General features: G+C 62.1%; 12 protein-coding genes. All 12 read right to left on the reverse strand.

Annotation, left to right across the window (positions count from 1 at the left end; all coding sequences use genetic code 11):
• Positions 1–30: 30 nt before the first annotated feature.
• On the reverse strand, positions 31–2,136 hold the full coding sequence (fusA, locus tag AC05QJ_RS12675; RefSeq protein WP_476747185.1) for an elongation factor G: 2,106 nt from the start codon (positions 2,134–2,136) through the stop codon (positions 31–33).
• Between the two features lie 114 nt (positions 2,137–2,250).
• Positions 2,251–3,246: a DUF6708 domain-containing protein gene (locus AC05QJ_RS12680; protein WP_476747186.1), complete on the reverse strand. Its 996-nt coding sequence runs from the start codon at positions 3,244–3,246 to the stop codon at positions 2,251–2,253.
• 66 nt (positions 3,247–3,312) lie between these two features.
• The gene (locus tag AC05QJ_RS12685) at positions 3,313–4,305 is read right to left on the reverse strand and encodes a DUF6708 domain-containing protein (protein WP_476747187.1); all 993 of its coding nucleotides are present in this window, start codon (positions 4,303–4,305) and stop codon (positions 3,313–3,315) included.
• Positions 4,306–4,371: 66 nt separating this feature from the next.
• Positions 4,372–5,364, reverse strand: coding sequence for a DUF6708 domain-containing protein (locus AC05QJ_RS12690; protein ID WP_476747188.1), 993 nt, complete (start codon positions 5,362–5,364; stop codon positions 4,372–4,374).
• Complete coding sequence (locus AC05QJ_RS12695) at positions 5,364–7,931, reverse strand: T6SS effector BTH_I2691 family protein (RefSeq protein ID WP_476747189.1); 2,568 nt, start codon at positions 7,929–7,931, stop codon at positions 5,364–5,366. The genes AC05QJ_RS12690 and AC05QJ_RS12695 overlap by 1 nt, the downstream gene beginning before the upstream one ends.
• Positions 7,932–7,941: 10 nt before the next feature.
• Complete coding sequence (locus AC05QJ_RS12700) at positions 7,942–8,817, reverse strand: DUF4123 domain-containing protein (protein ID WP_476747190.1); 876 nt, start codon at positions 8,815–8,817, stop codon at positions 7,942–7,944.
• The gene (locus AC05QJ_RS12705) at positions 8,814–9,854 is read right to left on the reverse strand and encodes a type VI secretion system Vgr family protein (RefSeq protein ID WP_476747924.1); all 1,041 of its coding nucleotides are present in this window, start codon (positions 9,852–9,854) and stop codon (positions 8,814–8,816) included. The genes AC05QJ_RS12700 and AC05QJ_RS12705 overlap by 4 nt, the downstream gene beginning before the upstream one ends.
• Complete coding sequence (gene tssI / locus AC05QJ_RS12710) at positions 9,739–10,938, reverse strand: type VI secretion system tip protein TssI/VgrG (protein ID WP_476747191.1); 1,200 nt, start codon at positions 10,936–10,938, stop codon at positions 9,739–9,741. Before tssI ends, AC05QJ_RS12705 begins: the two co-directional genes overlap by 116 nt.
• 112 nt (positions 10,939–11,050) lie before the next feature.
• On the reverse strand, positions 11,051–12,217 hold the full coding sequence (locus tag AC05QJ_RS12715) for a Gfo/Idh/MocA family protein (RefSeq protein ID WP_476747192.1): 1,167 nt from the start codon (positions 12,215–12,217) through the stop codon (positions 11,051–11,053).
• Positions 12,214–12,660 (reverse strand): type II 3-dehydroquinate dehydratase, encoded by a 447-nt coding sequence (gene aroQ, locus AC05QJ_RS12720; RefSeq protein WP_476747193.1) that lies wholly within the window; start codon positions 12,658–12,660, stop codon positions 12,214–12,216. The genes AC05QJ_RS12715 and aroQ overlap by 4 nt, the downstream gene beginning before the upstream one ends.
• A gap of 15 nt (positions 12,661–12,675) precedes the next feature.
• Positions 12,676–14,049 carry an MFS transporter gene (locus AC05QJ_RS12725; protein WP_476747194.1) on the reverse strand — a complete coding sequence of 458 codons (1,374 nt, stop codon included), beginning with the start codon at positions 14,047–14,049 and terminating at the stop codon, positions 12,676–12,678.
• A gap of 107 nt (positions 14,050–14,156) precedes the next feature.
• Positions 14,157–15,209, reverse strand: coding sequence for a Gfo/Idh/MocA family protein (locus tag AC05QJ_RS12730; protein ID WP_476747195.1), 1,053 nt, complete (start codon positions 15,207–15,209; stop codon positions 14,157–14,159).
• Between the last annotated feature and the right edge of the window lie 33 nt (positions 15,210–15,242).

Genomic DNA, 15,242 nt, shown 5'->3' on the forward strand with positions numbered 1-15,242 from the left:
ACCGGGGGCCGCAGAGCGGCCCCCAACCGTTCATCCCTGTTTCTTGATGATCACATCGGCAATGCTCGCCGGCGCTTCGGCATAGCGGTTGAACTCCATCGAGTAGCTGGCCCGGCCCTGGGTCATGGAGCGCATGTCGGTGGAGTAGCCGAACATCTCGCCCAGCGGCACTTCGGCCCGCACCACCTTGCCCGCCGGGGTGTCTTCGCTGCCCTGGATCAGGCCGCGACGGCGGCTCAGGTCGCCCATCACATCGCCCATGAACTCCTCGGGCGTCACCACTTCGACCTTCATCACCGGCTCCAGCAACACCGCGCCGCCTTTCTGCGCCAGTTGCTTGGTGGCCATGGACGCGGCGATCTTGAACGCCATTTCGTTGGAGTCGACGTCGTGATACGAGCCGTCGAACACCGCGGCCTTCAGGCTGATCAGCGGATAACCGGCGACGACGCCGTTCTGCATCTGTTCCTCGATGCCTTTCTGGATGGCCGGGATGTACTCGCGCGGCACCACGCCGCCGACCACTTCGTTGATGAATTCCAGGCCTTCCTTGCCTTCGTCACCCGGGGCGAAGCGGATCCAGCAGTGGCCGTACTGGCCGCGCCCGCCGGACTGGCGGACAAACTTGCCTTCGATCTCGCAGGTGTTGCGGATCTTCTCGCGGTAGGCCACCTGCGGCTTGCCGATATTGGCCTCGACGCCGAACTCGCGGCGCATGCGGTCGACAATGATGTCCAGGTGCAGCTCGCCCATGCCGGAGATGATGGTCTGCCCGGTTTCTTCGTCGGTCTTGACCCGGAACGACGGGTCTTCCTGGGCCAGCTTGCCGAGGGCGATGCCCATTTTTTCCTGGTCGGCCTTGGTTTTGGGCTCCACTGCCACCGAGATCACCGGGTCGGGGAAGTCCATGCGTTCGAGGATGATCGGCTTGTTGATATCGCACAGGGTGTCGCCGGTGGTGACGTCCTTCATGCCGATCAGCGCGGCAATGTCGCCGGCACACACCGCCTTGATCTCGGCGCGCTGGTTGGCGTGCATCTGCACCATGCGCCCGACCCGTTCCTTCTTGCCCTTGACCGAGTTGAGCACCGCGTCGCCCGAGCTGAGCACACCGGAGTAGACCCGGGCGAAGGTGAGGGTGCCGACGAAGGGATCGGTGGCGATCTTGAAGGCCAGGGCCGAGAACGGCTCGTTGTCGTCGGCGTGGCGTTCCAGGTGTTTGTCGTCGTGGTCCGGGTCGGTGCCGTTGATCGCCGGGATTTCCGAAGGCGCCGGCAGGTAGTCGATCACCGCATCGAGCATCAGCGGCACGCCTTTGTTCTTGAACGACGAACCGAGGATCGCCGGAACGATCTCGTTGGCCAGGGTGCGCTGGCGCAGGCCGGCCTTGATCTGTTCGTTGCTCAGCTCGGTGCCGTCCAGGTACAGGGTCATGAACTCGTCATTGGCCTCGGCGGCGGCCTCGATCATGTGCGCGCGCCATTCGTTGGCCAGTTCCAGCAGCTCGGCGGGAATGTCTTCTTCGCGGTAGCTGGTGCCCTGGTCGTCGTCGTTCCAGTAGATGGCCTTCATCTTCACCAGGTCGATCTGCCCGGCGAAGTTTTCCTCGGCGCCGATGGCCAGCTGGATCGGCACCGGGTGGTGGCCCAGGCGCTGGTCGATCTGCTTCACCACCCGCAGGAAATCGGCACCCTGGCGGTCCATCTTGTTCACGTAGGCCAGGCGCGGCACATGGTATTTGTTGGCCTGGCGCCAGACCGTTTCGGACTGCGGCTCGACCCCGTCGGCGCCGCTGAACACCACCACCGCGCCATCGAGCACCCGCAGCGAGCGTTCCACCTCGATGGTGAAATCGACGTGGCCGGGGGTGTCGATGATGTTGAAGCGGTACTTGTCGGGAAATTGCTTGGTCGAGCCCTGCCAGAACGCCGTGGTCGCCGCCGAGGTGATGGTGATGCCGCGTTCCTGCTCCTGGGCCATCCAGTCCATGGTCGCGGCACCGTCGTGCACCTCGCCCATTTTGTGGTTGACCCCGGTGTAGAACAGGATGCGTTCGGTGGTGGTGGTCTTGCCCGCGTCGACGTGGGCGACGATGCCGATGTTGCGGTACAGCTCGATGGGGGTGGTGCGCGCCATGGTGGGTCACCCGTGCTTCATGCTGGTCGGAAGAACGGGCCGAGAGAAGTGGCCCGGGTCTTACCACGGTAGCAGAGGCTGGAGGTTACGCCTTGGCGGGCGCCGGGTGGTGGCTCAGCGCCCGGCGTCTTCAATGGACCTGGGAAAGCGCGGCTCGTAGCACAGCAGAAGTGACAGCCAGTGCCCGGTGGCGTGAATCAGGATGACGGGCCACAGCAGCAGGTTGAGCAGGACGAATATCCGCAGTTCCCGGGTTCGTATGAAACTGCTGTCCAGGCCCCAGGCGGCCTTGAGCGAGAGCCAAGGCCAGGGGAACTTGCAGATGAGTTTTTCCGGTGCAGGGGCGGCGGCCGGGCCTTCCTCCATGTAGCGGCGGATGTACTCCCAGAAGGCCAGCAACTCGCTGGCGTTGCGGGTGGGTTTGCCGACGAAGGTGACTTCGATGTTGTCGGTGGGCGTGCCCTCCAGATCCACGCCATCTCCCTTGTCCCAGACCAGGATGACGAAGCCGCCGGTGCCTTCCAGCTCGCTCATGTTCTTGTCGATAAGGATCTCGGTCTTGTCCCAGTCCATGATGCGGATACCGCCCAGGTGTTTGGGGCGGAGGAGGTAGACCTTGCGGGTGATGCGGTTGAAGCGGACGATGATGCGGCGGGCGGTGAAGGATTCCAAGCGAGTGAAATGAAAAGTGTATTTCAAAAAAACCGCCAACACCGCTATCCAGAGCACTGGGAAAAGAACGGCAAAAAAGTAGTCCGTGTCGGTTAAAGGGATCTCATTGTGATAACTATGCCCAGCTACCGCATAGTCGATGGACATGGTTGTATTTATTATGATTGCATAAATAATCATTCCATATATGCAGGTTGCAAAAAATGTAATAACACCTCTTTTTTCGTCGTTTGGTGTGCGTAGATCAATGCATTTTTCATTGTAAGAGTATAGGGAGCAATTGTCGTGCATCCGCTTGGATACGGAGTCGCTCACGCTTTCTGGCGCATGAAGCTCCGTTTGTCCAGCCTGACGTTGTTGAAGATTGAATTCTTTAAGCGCCTCTTCGTAAGTAATCAGCGTCTTGGACCATTGGAAACCTCGCTCCAGGAAATACATTAAGAAGTGCCCTTTATTGCGTTTTGCATGATTTTTATGAAGTAGCGTATGTTGCAGAGTTGCTGGTCAGCATCCCGCTTTCTCAATCACCTTCGGAAACCGTGGCTCGTAGCACAACAACAACGACAACCAGTGGCCAGTGGCGTGGATCAATATGACGGGCCACAGCAGCAGGTTGAGCAGGACGAATATCCGCAGTTCCCGGGTTCGTATGAAACTGGTGTCCAGGCCCCAGGCGGCCTTGAGCGAGAGCCAGGGCCAGGGGAACTTGCAGATGAGTTTTTCCGGTGCAGGGGCGGCGGCCGGGCCTTCTTCCATGTAGCGGCGGATGTATTCCCAGAAGGCCAGCAACTCGCTGGCGTTGCGGGTGGGTTTGCCGACGAAGGTGACTTCGATGTTGTCGGTGGGCGTGCCCTCCAGATCCACGCCATCACCCCTGTCCCAGACCAGGATGACGAAGCCGCCGGTGCCTTCCAGCTCGCTCATGTTCTTGTCGATAAGGATCTCGGTCTTGTCCCAATCCATGATACGGATACCGCCCAGGTGTTTGGGGCGGAGGAGGTAGACCTTGCGGGTGATGCGGTTGAAACGGACGATGATGCGGCGGGCGGTGAAGGATTCCATTAGAAGAAAGCGAAATGTATATTTAAGGAGTATATAGAGTATTACTGGCCAGAATAGAGGGAATAAGGTGAGAATCAAGTAGTCAGAGATACCCAGCTGGGCTCCACTGTGGTTGTGTCCATAAATTATTTTTTCTGCAGAAATAGCTCCCATGGAGAGAAACATGTAAGTGACAAATCCATATGCAAAGCCTAGAAATATCGTTATCGCTCCTCTTTTTTCATCGTTTGGTGTGCGTAGATCAATGCATTTTTCATTGTAAGAGTATAGGGAGCAATTGTCGTGGATCCGCTTGGATACGGAGTCGCTCACGCTTTCTGGCGCATGAAGCTCCGTTTGTCCAGCCTGACGTTGTTGAAGATTGAATTCTTTAAGCGCCTCTTCGTAAGTAATCAGCGTCTTGGACCATTGGAAACCTCGCTCCAGGAAATACATTAAAAAGTGCCCTTTATTGCGTTTTGCATGATTTTTATGAAATGGCGTATGTTGCAGAGTTGTTGGTCAGCATCCCGCTTTCTCAATCACCTTCGGAAACCTTGGCTCGTAGCACAACAACAACGACAACCAGTGGCCAGTGGCGTGGATCAATATGACGGGCCACAGCAGCAGGTTGAGCAGGACGAATATCCGCAGTTCCCGGGTTCGTATGAAACTGGTGTCCAGGCCCCAGGCGGCTTTGAGCGAGAGCCAGGGCCAGGGGAACTTGCAGATGAGTTTTTCCGGTGCAGGGGCGGCGGCCGGGCCTTCTTCCATGTAGCGGCGGATGTACTCCCAGAAGGCCAGCAACTCGCTGGCGTTGCGGGTGGGTTTGCCGACGAAGGTGACTTCGATGTTGTCGGTGGGCGTGCCATTCAGATCCACGCCATCTCCCTTGTCCCAGACCAGGATGACGAAGCCGCCGGTGCCTTCCAGCTCGCTCATGTTCTTGTCGATAAGGATCTCGGTCTTGTCCCAGTCCATGATGCGGATACCGCCCAGGTGTTTGGGGCGGAGGAGGTAGACCTTGCGGGTGATGCGGTTGAAGCGGACGATGATGCGGCGAGCGGTGAAGGATTCCAAGCGAATGAATCGAATTGTGTATTTTAGATAAACTATTAATACCAGTAGCCAGAATAGTGGAAATGCTATAAGGAAAAAATAATCTGTGTTTGTGATTAAGCTTCCATCGTGGCGGTATCCGGAATGTATTCTCTTTATGGCTAAATAGGTTGTGCCAATAAGACCTTGCAAGATGATCCCGCAAGCACTCAAAAAGAATATGCTGATTATTCCTCTTTTTTCATCGTTTGGAGTTCGGGAGTCGATGTATTTTTTGTTGTGTGTATAGATGGATGAGTTGGCGTGGGGCTGATCCGAAACGGAATCTTGTACTCCCTCAGGTGCGTGCAGTTCGGGCTGTCCAGGTTGCCGCTGTTGGTTATTTAAATCCTCCAGGGCCTCTTCGTAAGTGATCAAGGTTTTGGACCACTGGAAACCTCGTTCGAGGAAGTACATTAAAGAGTTCCTTTTATCGCATTTTGCAGGGTTTCTATTTCCTTTGCCTGGGACTCAATAGGTTTATTTGTGCGCTCCTTGCGGAATGTGCAGCTATCGAGGTAGCGTTGTAGTTGGTTGGGGAGCAGAAATATCTCAACCAGCATCAGTGCCAGCAGTACGATATTGAGACCGAAGAACATACGAAGCATCGGAACCATTCGTAAGGCCAGCGCAGAAGAAGCTTGCAGAGCTGATCTCATTGCTAAACCAAGAATTCGACGTGTGCTGTATTTTTTGAGCAAATATTCGAGGTAGGGTTTTGCATAAGCCAGACCGACCGTGACCGACAGTGTTGCCGCTCCTATCTGAGTAGCTGCGCGTAAAAAGAGAACGCTCGCGATGGAGTATCTACCGAGGCCAAGGTTGTCGTAGCCATCCTGGCCATCATACCAAGCCCCCACCAACCCAGCCGCCCCCGCCAGAACTCCAGCGCCCAGTCGCAACTTGCCCCCAAAGACCTTGGCCCCCTGCTGAACCGCGGCATTCCCGCTACGTTCCCCGAATGCCACCGCAGCCGCAGCCAGTTCCACGCCCGCAGCAGTGAGCGCCACTACCGCCGACACTGCCTCGATGTACTGCCTGCTGCCCTTGTCCTCGACCAATAGCCGGTTGTACAGGTTCCACATTTCCAGCATCGTCAGCACGCCGCCCAGGCGCATTTCGGTCATGGGGCCCCGGCTTCCGCCGCGCAGGGCGTCGTCGAAGCCGCGGGTCGCGGCGCGGTCGATGCGTGCTTCGGCGCCTCGGCTCAGTGGCTTGCCGCCGCGGGTCTCGAAGTGGATGTTCCTGGCGTAACGCCCCAACTGGGCATGCAGGAGGGTCATGGCGACCCGGTTGGCGGCTTTGTCCAGCACGGCCGCGGGTTTGTTCTGGAACAGCGAGTTGCCCAAGGTGTTGATCAGCATCGCGCCGCCCACCAGGTAACTTGAAGGGGGCCCTCCGGTCCCCTCGGCCAGTGCGTCCATCAGCGCATGACCCCTGTCGTAGAGGGCGGCGAGCTTCTTCATCCGGTCCTGCAGGGCGGCGGAGTCGAGGTTTTCGAGGAGGTCGCGTTCGTTGAACAGGGAGACGACTTCGTTTTCGGCGGCTTCCTGATTCTGCGCCAGCGACCGCCAGTACAGGTTCTCAAGGGACGGGTCGGCTTCGCGCCACCGATCGAGCAGGGCCTGGCCGGCTTCGGTAGCGTTCATCCCGGTCATGGCCTTGCCCATCTGGTCTTCGAACAGCAGGGCCTGTTCCGTGTCGTTGCGGTCGAACAGGTCGAGGGCTTGCTGCAGTTGTTCGCTCTGTAGCCAGAGCAGGTGATCGTCCGTGCGTGCGTTCCGGGCGGCGTCGGCCTTGTCGACTTCGGCGTGGTAGCGTTTGAGAAAGGCCTGACGCCTGTCCTCGTCGATGTAGCCTGCGTACTGGTTCCAGCTCTCGGCACGTCCGGCCTGGACGGCTGCTTTCTGCACCTGCATCTGGTGTGACGGATTGCGGAAGGACTGGTAGTTGCCGGAGGACTGCACCACGGCATAGCGATTGCCGGCCTGGTATTCAGGGTCGGTGTAGCGTACGCCGATCTGTTTCTGATGGGCGTAGTAGCGGGCCTCGGCGTCGTCTTCCACCAGCTTCCTGATGTTGTCGATGGCGAAGGCAATGGTGAACTTGCGATGGTTATCGACCTTCTCCTCATCCTCCTGCGCCATGAATGCCTCGAGCGACTCGCTGCTTGCGTTGCGCCAGGCATTGAGCTCCTGAACGATGCCCAGGGCGTCGTTCAGCACGACGGCCACCCCGCGCCGTGCCTTGCCACCGGCGTCGGGTCGCATTGCGGCGCGCACCGCCTGCCGCGGTGGCGCAAGCAGAGGGGCGAAGGCCTGGGCGGTCAGGTGTTGCTTGAGGGCCGGCTTGCCGTCGGCGGCATACTCGGCGATGAGTTCGAGGGCGTCATGGTCGAGCACGTCCTTCATGTGCGGCGGCTCTTGCGCGATCAGCCCGGCGATGTCCACCGAGGTCATGGTGGCGCGGTACTTTTCCAGTTGCCGGTATTTCTCCCGCACCGCTTGGGTCAAGGGCACGGGACTGTAGAGAAAGCGCAGGTCCTCGATGCCGTCCATGTCGTGGATCCGCAGCATCCAGGTCAGTCCCTTGACGCCGCTTTCCCCGACAAAGGGTGATGGCGCCGGTGCCCAGGGCTGGTCGGCATCGATGTATTCGAGCGAGGCGAGGTCGGACACGCGGTACTGGCTGTGCCAGGCGAAGGGTTCTTCCCTGCGTCTGACGAGGACGTACAGGAAACCCTCGCGCAGCGGCCTCAGGGCATAACCGGCCTCGCTGAGCCTGCCCACCTGCATGGGGCGGCTCAGGTGTGGCGGCAGGAACGGCAGCAGTCCTCTCTGGGCGGTGTCACCGCCCACCGCGCCATAGCGCAGGGGCAGAAACGACAAGGTTCGGGTACAGGAGACGGTCGGACCAGGATTCAGGCTTTCCAGGAACGTGTTGCTGTTCTCGCAGAGTGCAAAGGTTTCTTCCCAACGGTTCATGGATGACGACTCACTTCGAATTTCGGAAAAGGCGTTGTTTCAGCGCCAGTGCAAGAGGTTGGGCAGCGTCCCGGACATCCGTCAGGGCCGCTTGCCAGGCAGGGCTTGCGCGCAGGTCCGGGCCATGCCGGGTCAGGAAGATGACGTAGTCCTTCTGGTCTGCCGGACGGTGCACACCGTTCTCGTGCGCCTCGGCCAGCAGTCGGCGCACCCGTGCAAGCCGGACGCCCTGGCCACGCACAGGGTTCCCGGGGGCGACGTCTTCCCGAAGCAGTTCAGCCAACTGGAAGCACAGCGACTCTCCCGAGAGGGCATCCCAACAGGCCTGGTCCAGCCGGAGGGTCAGGACGCCGTGCTGCTCCGGTCGGTGGCCGCCGCTGTAGTGGCGCCAGGAGTTGCGACGCTCGTGAGGTTCCAATGCCCACCATGAATGGATGGGCGCGAGCAATTCGGCGATACCCAGCAGGTCATGGCGGGCGTGCAGCACCGGAAACGCCTGCTCGCTGTAAAAGCGCAGCAGGTAGGTGTCGCCATCCGGCGCACGGGCGGCGGCTGCCTGTCCGAGGTGCCTGGCGAGCAGGGGCGGCTCCAGCGCGCTGAGCAGCCAGGCGCAGGGTACATCGCCTGCGATTTCGACCAGGGTGCAATGGAGGTCGTACTGGCTGTCGACGCTCAGGCGCTGTCCGGAGGAGAACAACCAGGGACCGATGTCCCGAAGATTGGCAAAGCACGGTTGGGACAGGAGCGGGTAGGCCGCTTCCTGGAAGTGCTCGATCAGGCGTGCACGCGTCGTGGGCGGTACGCGAGCCATTTCGAGGATGGCCGTCAAGCGCAGGCCCGGTGTCTGGTGAAGCTGGATGATCAGGTCTTCTGCAAAAGGGGTCATCCGGCGAACACTCCTTCCATTTTGATCAGGCTGCGACCTTCGGCTATCGCCTTGAGCAGGCATCCCACGCACACAGGACTGGCCGCCTCCGGAGCGCTGGGCATGACGATGCTGTTGCTGCTTGCGCCCGGGTCTATGGTCATGGGGCCCCGTGCGTGGATGGCAATGCCGTCCAGGGTGATGCCGGTGGCATCGATGCTCAGCGAACCGCCAGGCCCCTTGAGCGTGAGTGCGTCGGCCACCTGGATTTCGAGCACCCGGGTGCGATGCACGATGCGCTGGCCCGCTTGCAGGCTGACCTCGCCTTGCACCTGCTGTTGCAGGTGCCCGCCGATCTCGATGCAGTGATCGGCGGTCGTCCTGTCGTAACGGTGATTGCCAACCGTTTCGGTACGATCACCCGCGGTGCTGATGCTGTGATTGCGATCGATCACCAGTTCATCGTCTTCGCCGACGCGGTGGCGGCGGTTGCGCCCGATGAGCAGGGTTTCGTCATTGCCCACGGTGTCCTTGCGGTCATGGCCGACGGTGAGGGTCTCGTCGTTCTCCACCTGCTCGCTGCGGTCGTGGCCGACGAAGGTGGTTTCGTCATGCTTGACGACGTTGTTCTGGTCCTTCTGCGCGTGGATGAACACCTCTTCCAGCCCCGCCTCGTCCTCGAAGCGCAGTTCGTTGAAGCCGTTGCCCTTATGGCTCTGGCTCTTGATGGTCATGCGGGTCTTGTGCCGGGGCAGTTCGTAGGGCGGTCGCTGCAGGGCGGTGTAGACCCTGCCGGTGATCACCGGCTGGTCGGGATCGCCGTCGAAGTTGGACACGATCACTTCCTGGCCGATGCGCGGTATCGCCATGTGTCCCCACAGCGCACCGGCGATGTTCTGCGATACACGGATCCAACAGGAGCTGTGCTCGTCGTCCTTGCCTTCACGGTCCCAGGGGAACTGCACTTTCACCCGGCCGTATTCGTCGCAGTAGATTTCCTCGCCTGGCGGGCCTACCACCCGGGCCGGCTGCGGGCCGTCGATACGGGGTTTGGGCAGGGCTTCGGGGCGCCACTCGGTGTCGTCGGGCACCAGGGGTGGCGATGCAGTTGTAGTGGGTGCCCTGGCGGGCATCGGCGCTGTCTTCGGCAAGGCTGGTGTACTGCTTGCCGTGGTGCTCCAGGTGAATCGGGCGCCAGCCGCGGTTGAGGTCTTCGCGGGGATGACCAACGAGGTCGAAACAGATGCCCGGCACCAGCCGCGCATCGTCACCTTCGGCGATGACCTGGCAGGCATCGCCACGCAGCCCGCGCAGGCGGTCGCGGGTGAAGGCCTCGCCGGCTTCGCCCTTGTAGCGGCCGGGGTAGTCGTAGCGCTCGTAGCCGCGCTCCTGATGGTCGAGGTCGCTGGCCTCGCGGCGGGTCTGCTGGTTGTACTTGGGGTTCTTGAAGCTGTAGTCGCGCTGCACCTGGCGGGCGGTGCGCACGTTCTCGGTGTAGATGAACCGGTGCAGGGCCGGGCCCGGGCGGTCGCCGCCAGGCTTGGCGTTGTATTCCACCGGCGGGTCGGGCTGCTTGCCGAAGATCCACAGGCGGTCGCAGTGGATCAGGCGGTGGCCCTCGGCGCTGTGCCGGAAACCGTAGAAGAAGCCTTCTTCCCTCAGAATTCGCTCAGTAAATGCGTAATCCGTCTCACCCGCTTGCAGGCAGTATTCTCTTACCTCATGGGGGTTGGTAACGCGCTGCTCGTAGTCGAGGGTCAAGGCGTGTTTCTTCAGCATCGCGGTGGCGATGTCGGGCACGTTGAGGGTCTGGAAGATGCGCCAGTCGGAGGTGAGTTTCAGGCGCGCCAGGCGCGGCTCGACCACGGCGTGGTAGCGGGTGCGGCGAAAGCCGGTGTCGCCTTGCTGGAACGAGCTGACCGAACCGTGCACGTAACGCACCGGCTGCTCGCCGTGCCAGAGGGTGAACAGCGCCGGGCGGTCGAGGATTTCAGCGAAGTCGACGGCGGGGTTGGTGCAGCTCAGGTCGATGTCGAGACGGAAGGTTTCGGACAGGCCTTCGGTCAGGCGGAATTCGACGACGTCGAACGTATCGTTGCTACCGCCGTTGAAGGTAAAGCGCAGATCAGATTGAGCGGCCATGCCTGCAGGATCTCCATGGAAAGCATTCCCTGGAGATCCTGCAGGCTGGCCAGCGGCGTAGATATAGGAAAATTCCTAACTGAAGCCATGAAATGGCTGAGCGTTGGAAAGGCTAGTTGATCTCGGTCCAGCGCCCCTCGGCCCGATCCGAACGGACACAGGCATCGATAAAGTTCATTCCCTTCAACCCATCCTCCGCCGTCGGGCACAGCAGCGATTGCGCGCTCGGCGCCCGCTGTTCCCTGCGCGCCCGAATCCGTTCGGCCGCTTCGCTGTAGATGTTGGCGAATGCTTCCAGCAGGCCTTCCGGCTGGCCGGCCTTGATCCGGGTCGACAGCCGCGCCGACTCGCTCAGCCAGGCTTCGCCACGGCGCAGGATCTGGTGCGGCTGGTCCTGGTAGCGCACTTCCAGGCGCTCCGGGTCTTCCTGGTGCCAGTACAGCGAGCCCTTGGAGCCGAACACCCGCAGTTGCAGGCCATGGCGGTGGCCGGCGGCGACGAAGCTGGCCCAGAGCAGGCCGCGCGCGCCATTGCCCAGGCGCAGTTTGACGTGGGCGTTGTCGTCGCTGATTCGGCCCGGCACCAGGGTGCTCAGCTCGGCCGAGACTTCGCTGATTTCCTGGCCGGTGACGAAGCGCAGCAACTGGTGGGCATGCACGCCGACATCCGCCAGCACCGACGAGGCGCCGGCCTGGGACGGGTCGGTGCGCCACATCAGGGCCTTGGCGCCTTGCTGTTCCAGGGCATGGGTGCCGAAGCCGGCAGCATGTTCTACCTGGACCAGGCGTACCTCGCCGAGGGCGCCGCTGGCGATCAGTTCGCGGGCTTCGCGGATCAGCGGGTAGCCGCTGTAGTTGTGGGTCAGCAGGTGCAGCGCCGGGCCACGACGGACCCTTTCCAGCAGGGTATTGGCTTCGTCGAGGGTGGCGGCCAGCGGCTTGTCGCTGATGACGTCGATACCCTGATCGAGGAACGCCAGGCTGGCCGGCACATGTACGGCGTTGGGCGCCATGATGGCGGCGGCGTGGATGCCGTCCGGTCGCGCCGCTTCGGCGGCGGCCATGGTCTGGAAGTCCGGGTAGATGCGGTCAGGGGCGACGCCGTAGGCCTCCGCGGCGGCGCGGTTGCGCGCCGGGTCGCGGGCGAAGACGCCGGCCACCAGTTCGAAGTGGCCGTCCAGGTGCGCGGCGTAGCGGTGGGTGGAGCCGATGGACGACTCCAGGCCGCCGCCGACGAAGCCCAGGCGCAGGCGTTGGGTCGGGTTGCCGAGGGTTTTCATGGCTGGCTTCCTTGCAGTTGACGGGCGAAGTGGGTGATGGCCAGGACGTAGCCGTGGGTACCGAAACCGGCCAGCACCGACTGCGCCACCAGCGATACGTAGGAGTGGTGACGGAACGCCTCGCGGCGGTGGACGTTGGAGATGTGCACCTCGATCACCGGTACTTCAGCGGCGATCAGCGCGTCGTGGATCGCCACCGAGGTGTGGGTCCAGGCGCCGGGGTTGATGACGATGCCGGCGACGCGGCCACGGGCCTGGTGGATCCAGTCGATCATCTGGCCTTCGTGGTTGGTCTGCTGGAACTCGATGTCCAGTTCCAGGCGCTCGCCAGCGGCGCGGCACAGCGCCTCGACGTCGGCCAGGGTTTCGCGGCCATACACTTCGGGCTGGCGCAGGCCGAGCATGTTCAGGTTGGGGCCGTTGAGGACGAGTAGGGTCTGCATGGGGGTCGATTCCGCTCAGTGGGTGGTGCGCAGGGCCTGGGCCCGTTGCGCGTCATAGATGGTTTTGTCGAGGGCCACGGCGTCGGGCTTGCCGAGCTGGTCCAGCGGGGTACGGTAGGTTTCCGGCGCGCTCCAGGCGGCGATGGCCGAGATCGCGGTGACCACGCAGGTGATGGCGCCGATCATCAGCGGCACGTTGTCCGAGCCGGGCGGTGCCACGGCGGTGAACAGCGCCGGCAGCAGGGCGGTGATCATGTAGCCGATGTTCTGCGCCACGGCCATGGCCGAGACCCGGTAGTGGGTCTGGAACTGCTCGGGGAAGAAGCTCGGGAAGATGGCGTTGTAGCCCTGGTAGATCGTGCCCCACATCAGCAGCGAGGCAGCGAACGCCAGCGGCACGCTGTGGATGCTGATGGCGTACAGATAGGCGAAGGACATCAGCCCGCAACCGATGGCCGCGCCGATGATCAGCGGGCGCCGGCCGATGCGGTCGGAGAGGTTGCCGACGAAGGGGATCACCATTACCGCGACGATATTGCCCACCACCGGGATCCACAGGTACACGCTCTTGTCGAAGCCGACGCCGTAGGCCGGCTGTACCGCGTAGGCGGCGCCGAAGATGGTTGTCACCACCGGGATCACGTTCATCAGCGACACGCCGAACACCACCAGCATGCCGTGCCAGCTGTATTTGAAGGCTTCGCGGATGGGCGAACGGGTACGGGTGACGTTTTCCACTTTCTGTACGAAGGCTTCGGGCTCGTTGACCTCGCGGCGGATGATGAAGGCGGCGATCAGCACGGCGGCGCTGAGCAGGAACGGAATGCGCCAGCCCCAGCTATTGAACGCTTCTTCGGGCATGAAGTAGGCCAGCGGCAGGAAGATCGCCGCCGCCAGCACCTGGCCGGCCTGCACGCCTTGCAGGGTGAAGCTGGCGAAGAAGCCGCGGCGTCCGGGCGGCGCGTGTTCGAGGATCATCGAGCTGGCCCCGGCGATTTCGCCGGCCACGGCGAAGCCCTGGATCAGGCGCAGCACCACCAGCAGGGCCGGGGCCCAGTAGCCGATCTGGTTGAAGGTCGGCAACAGGCCGACGGCGAAGGTGGCGATGCCCATCAGGAACATGCACAGCAGCAAGACGTGCTTGCGCCCGCGGGTGTCGCCCCAGTGGCCGAGCACGAAGGCACCGACCGGCCGAGCGAGGTAGCCGACGCCGTAGGTGGCGAGGGAGGCGATGATTGCCAGTTTCGGGTCGCCGGCGGGGAAGAAGATCTGCGGGAAGATCAGTGCCGCAGCCTGGGCATAGATGAAGAAGTCGTAGTACTCCAGGGCGGAGCCGACCCAGCCGCTGGCGGTGGCCTTTTTCGTTTGTCGGGTGTTGTCGTGAGCCATAGTGTTCTCTCTTGTTGTTTTTATTGTGTTTTCTAGGGCCTCATCGCTGGCAAGCCAGCTCCCACACTGTGGGAGCTGGCTTGCCAGCGATGAGGCCCAGAAGGTTTTTACAACTGCTCGGTGGAAACGATCTGCCCCGTCCGCGCCGCCTCGCTGATGGCATCGACGATCTGCAGATTGCGCAGCCCGTCGCGCACGCTCACCAGCGGCTCGGCCTCGCCGCGGATCACCTGGCAGAAGTGCGCCAACTGGCGCGCCAGCGGATCGGCTTCCTCAAGGCTTGCCACGGCCGTCTCGAACGGCTTCCACCACGAGCGGTCCTCGCGCTTGCCGTAGTACTTCAGGCGCATGGTCGGGATCGACAGCGAGCCCTGGGTGCCGGCCAGTACGTAGCAGTCTTCGTCGTCGTAGCTGGGGTAGTCGCGGTTTTCCCGCGAGGTCTGCTCCCAGCTGCGGGCGCAACCGGCGGTGTCGGAAAGCATGAAGGTGCCGAGGGCGCCACTGGCGAAGCGCAGGCTGACGGCCACGGTGTCTTCCACGGCAAAGCCGCGGGTGGCGTTGGACGCCTGGGCCTGGACCGCGATGATCTCGCCGCACAGCGAACGCAGGTTGCCGATCTCGTGGATCATGTTGATCAGCACCGGGCCGCCACCGGCTTCACGGCGCCAGGGCGCGGCGTCGAAATAGTCGTCGGGCTTGTAGAACAACGCGCTGCCCATCACCGCCACCAGGTTGCCGAGCACGCCTTCGGCGATGACGTCGCGGGCCTTCTGCAGGATGGCGCTGTGGGCACGGTGGTGCCCCACCAGCAGCTTCGCTCCGGCTTGTTCGGCGATGGCCAGCAGGCGTTTGCCTTCTTCGAACGTGTGCGCCACCGGTTTCTCGATCAGCGCGGGAATGCCGTGGGCGACGCAGGCGAGGGCGCCTTCGACGTGCAACTGATTGGGGGTGGCGAGGATCACGCCGTCCGGGCGCTGTGCCGCCAGCAGGCTGTCGAGGTCGCTGTACAGCGGTACGCCGAGGCTCTGGGCGAAGGCGGCGGTGGCAGGCAAGGGGTCGACGAGGGCGGCCAGTTCGCACTCGGCGCTGGCCTGGATCAGTTCGATATGACGACGGCCGATCAGGCCGGCGCCGGCGACGGCAATGCGGATCTTCTTCATAGGTCTCTCTTGTTGTTCTGGCTTGTGCGGCAA

It is taken from the genome of Pseudomonas sp. TUM25319 (assembly GCF_056388475.1).

What these genes read in the sequence shown, in the direction of transcription:
- AC05QJ_RS12730 (WP_476747195.1), bottom strand. Translation starts at nt 15,209, where the DNA reads ATGAAGAAGATCCGCATTGCCGTCGCCGGCGCCGGCCTGATCGGCCGT.
- AC05QJ_RS12695 (WP_476747189.1), bottom strand. Translation starts at nt 7,931, where the DNA reads ATGAACCGTTGGGAAGAAACCTTTGCACTCTGCGAGAACAGCAACACG.
- AC05QJ_RS12690 (WP_476747188.1), bottom strand. Translation starts at nt 5,364, where the DNA reads ATGTACTTCCTCGAACGAGGTTTCCAGTGGTCCAAAACCTTGATCACT.
- tssI (WP_476747191.1), bottom strand. Translation starts at nt 10,938, where the DNA reads ATGGCCGCTCAATCTGATCTGCGCTTTACCTTCAACGGCGGTAGCAAC.
- aroQ (WP_476747193.1), bottom strand. Translation starts at nt 12,660, where the DNA reads ATGCAGACCCTACTCGTCCTCAACGGCCCCAACCTGAACATGCTCGGC.
- AC05QJ_RS12700 (WP_476747190.1), bottom strand. Translation starts at nt 8,817, where the DNA reads ATGACCCCTTTTGCAGAAGACCTGATCATCCAGCTTCACCAGACACCG.
- AC05QJ_RS12715 (WP_476747192.1), bottom strand. Translation starts at nt 12,217, where the DNA reads ATGAAAACCCTCGGCAACCCGACCCAACGCCTGCGCCTGGGCTTCGTC.
- AC05QJ_RS12725 (WP_476747194.1), bottom strand. Translation starts at nt 14,049, where the DNA reads ATGGCTCACGACAACACCCGACAAACGAAAAAGGCCACCGCCAGCGGC.
- AC05QJ_RS12680 (WP_476747186.1), bottom strand. Translation starts at nt 3,246, where the DNA reads ATGTATTTCCTGGAGCGAGGTTTCCAATGGTCCAAGACGCTGATTACT.
- AC05QJ_RS12685 (WP_476747187.1), bottom strand. Translation starts at nt 4,305, where the DNA reads ATGTATTTCCTGGAGCGAGGTTTCCAATGGTCCAAGACGCTGATTACT.
- fusA (WP_476747185.1), bottom strand. Translation starts at nt 2,136, where the DNA reads ATGGCGCGCACCACCCCCATCGAGCTGTACCGCAACATCGGCATCGTC.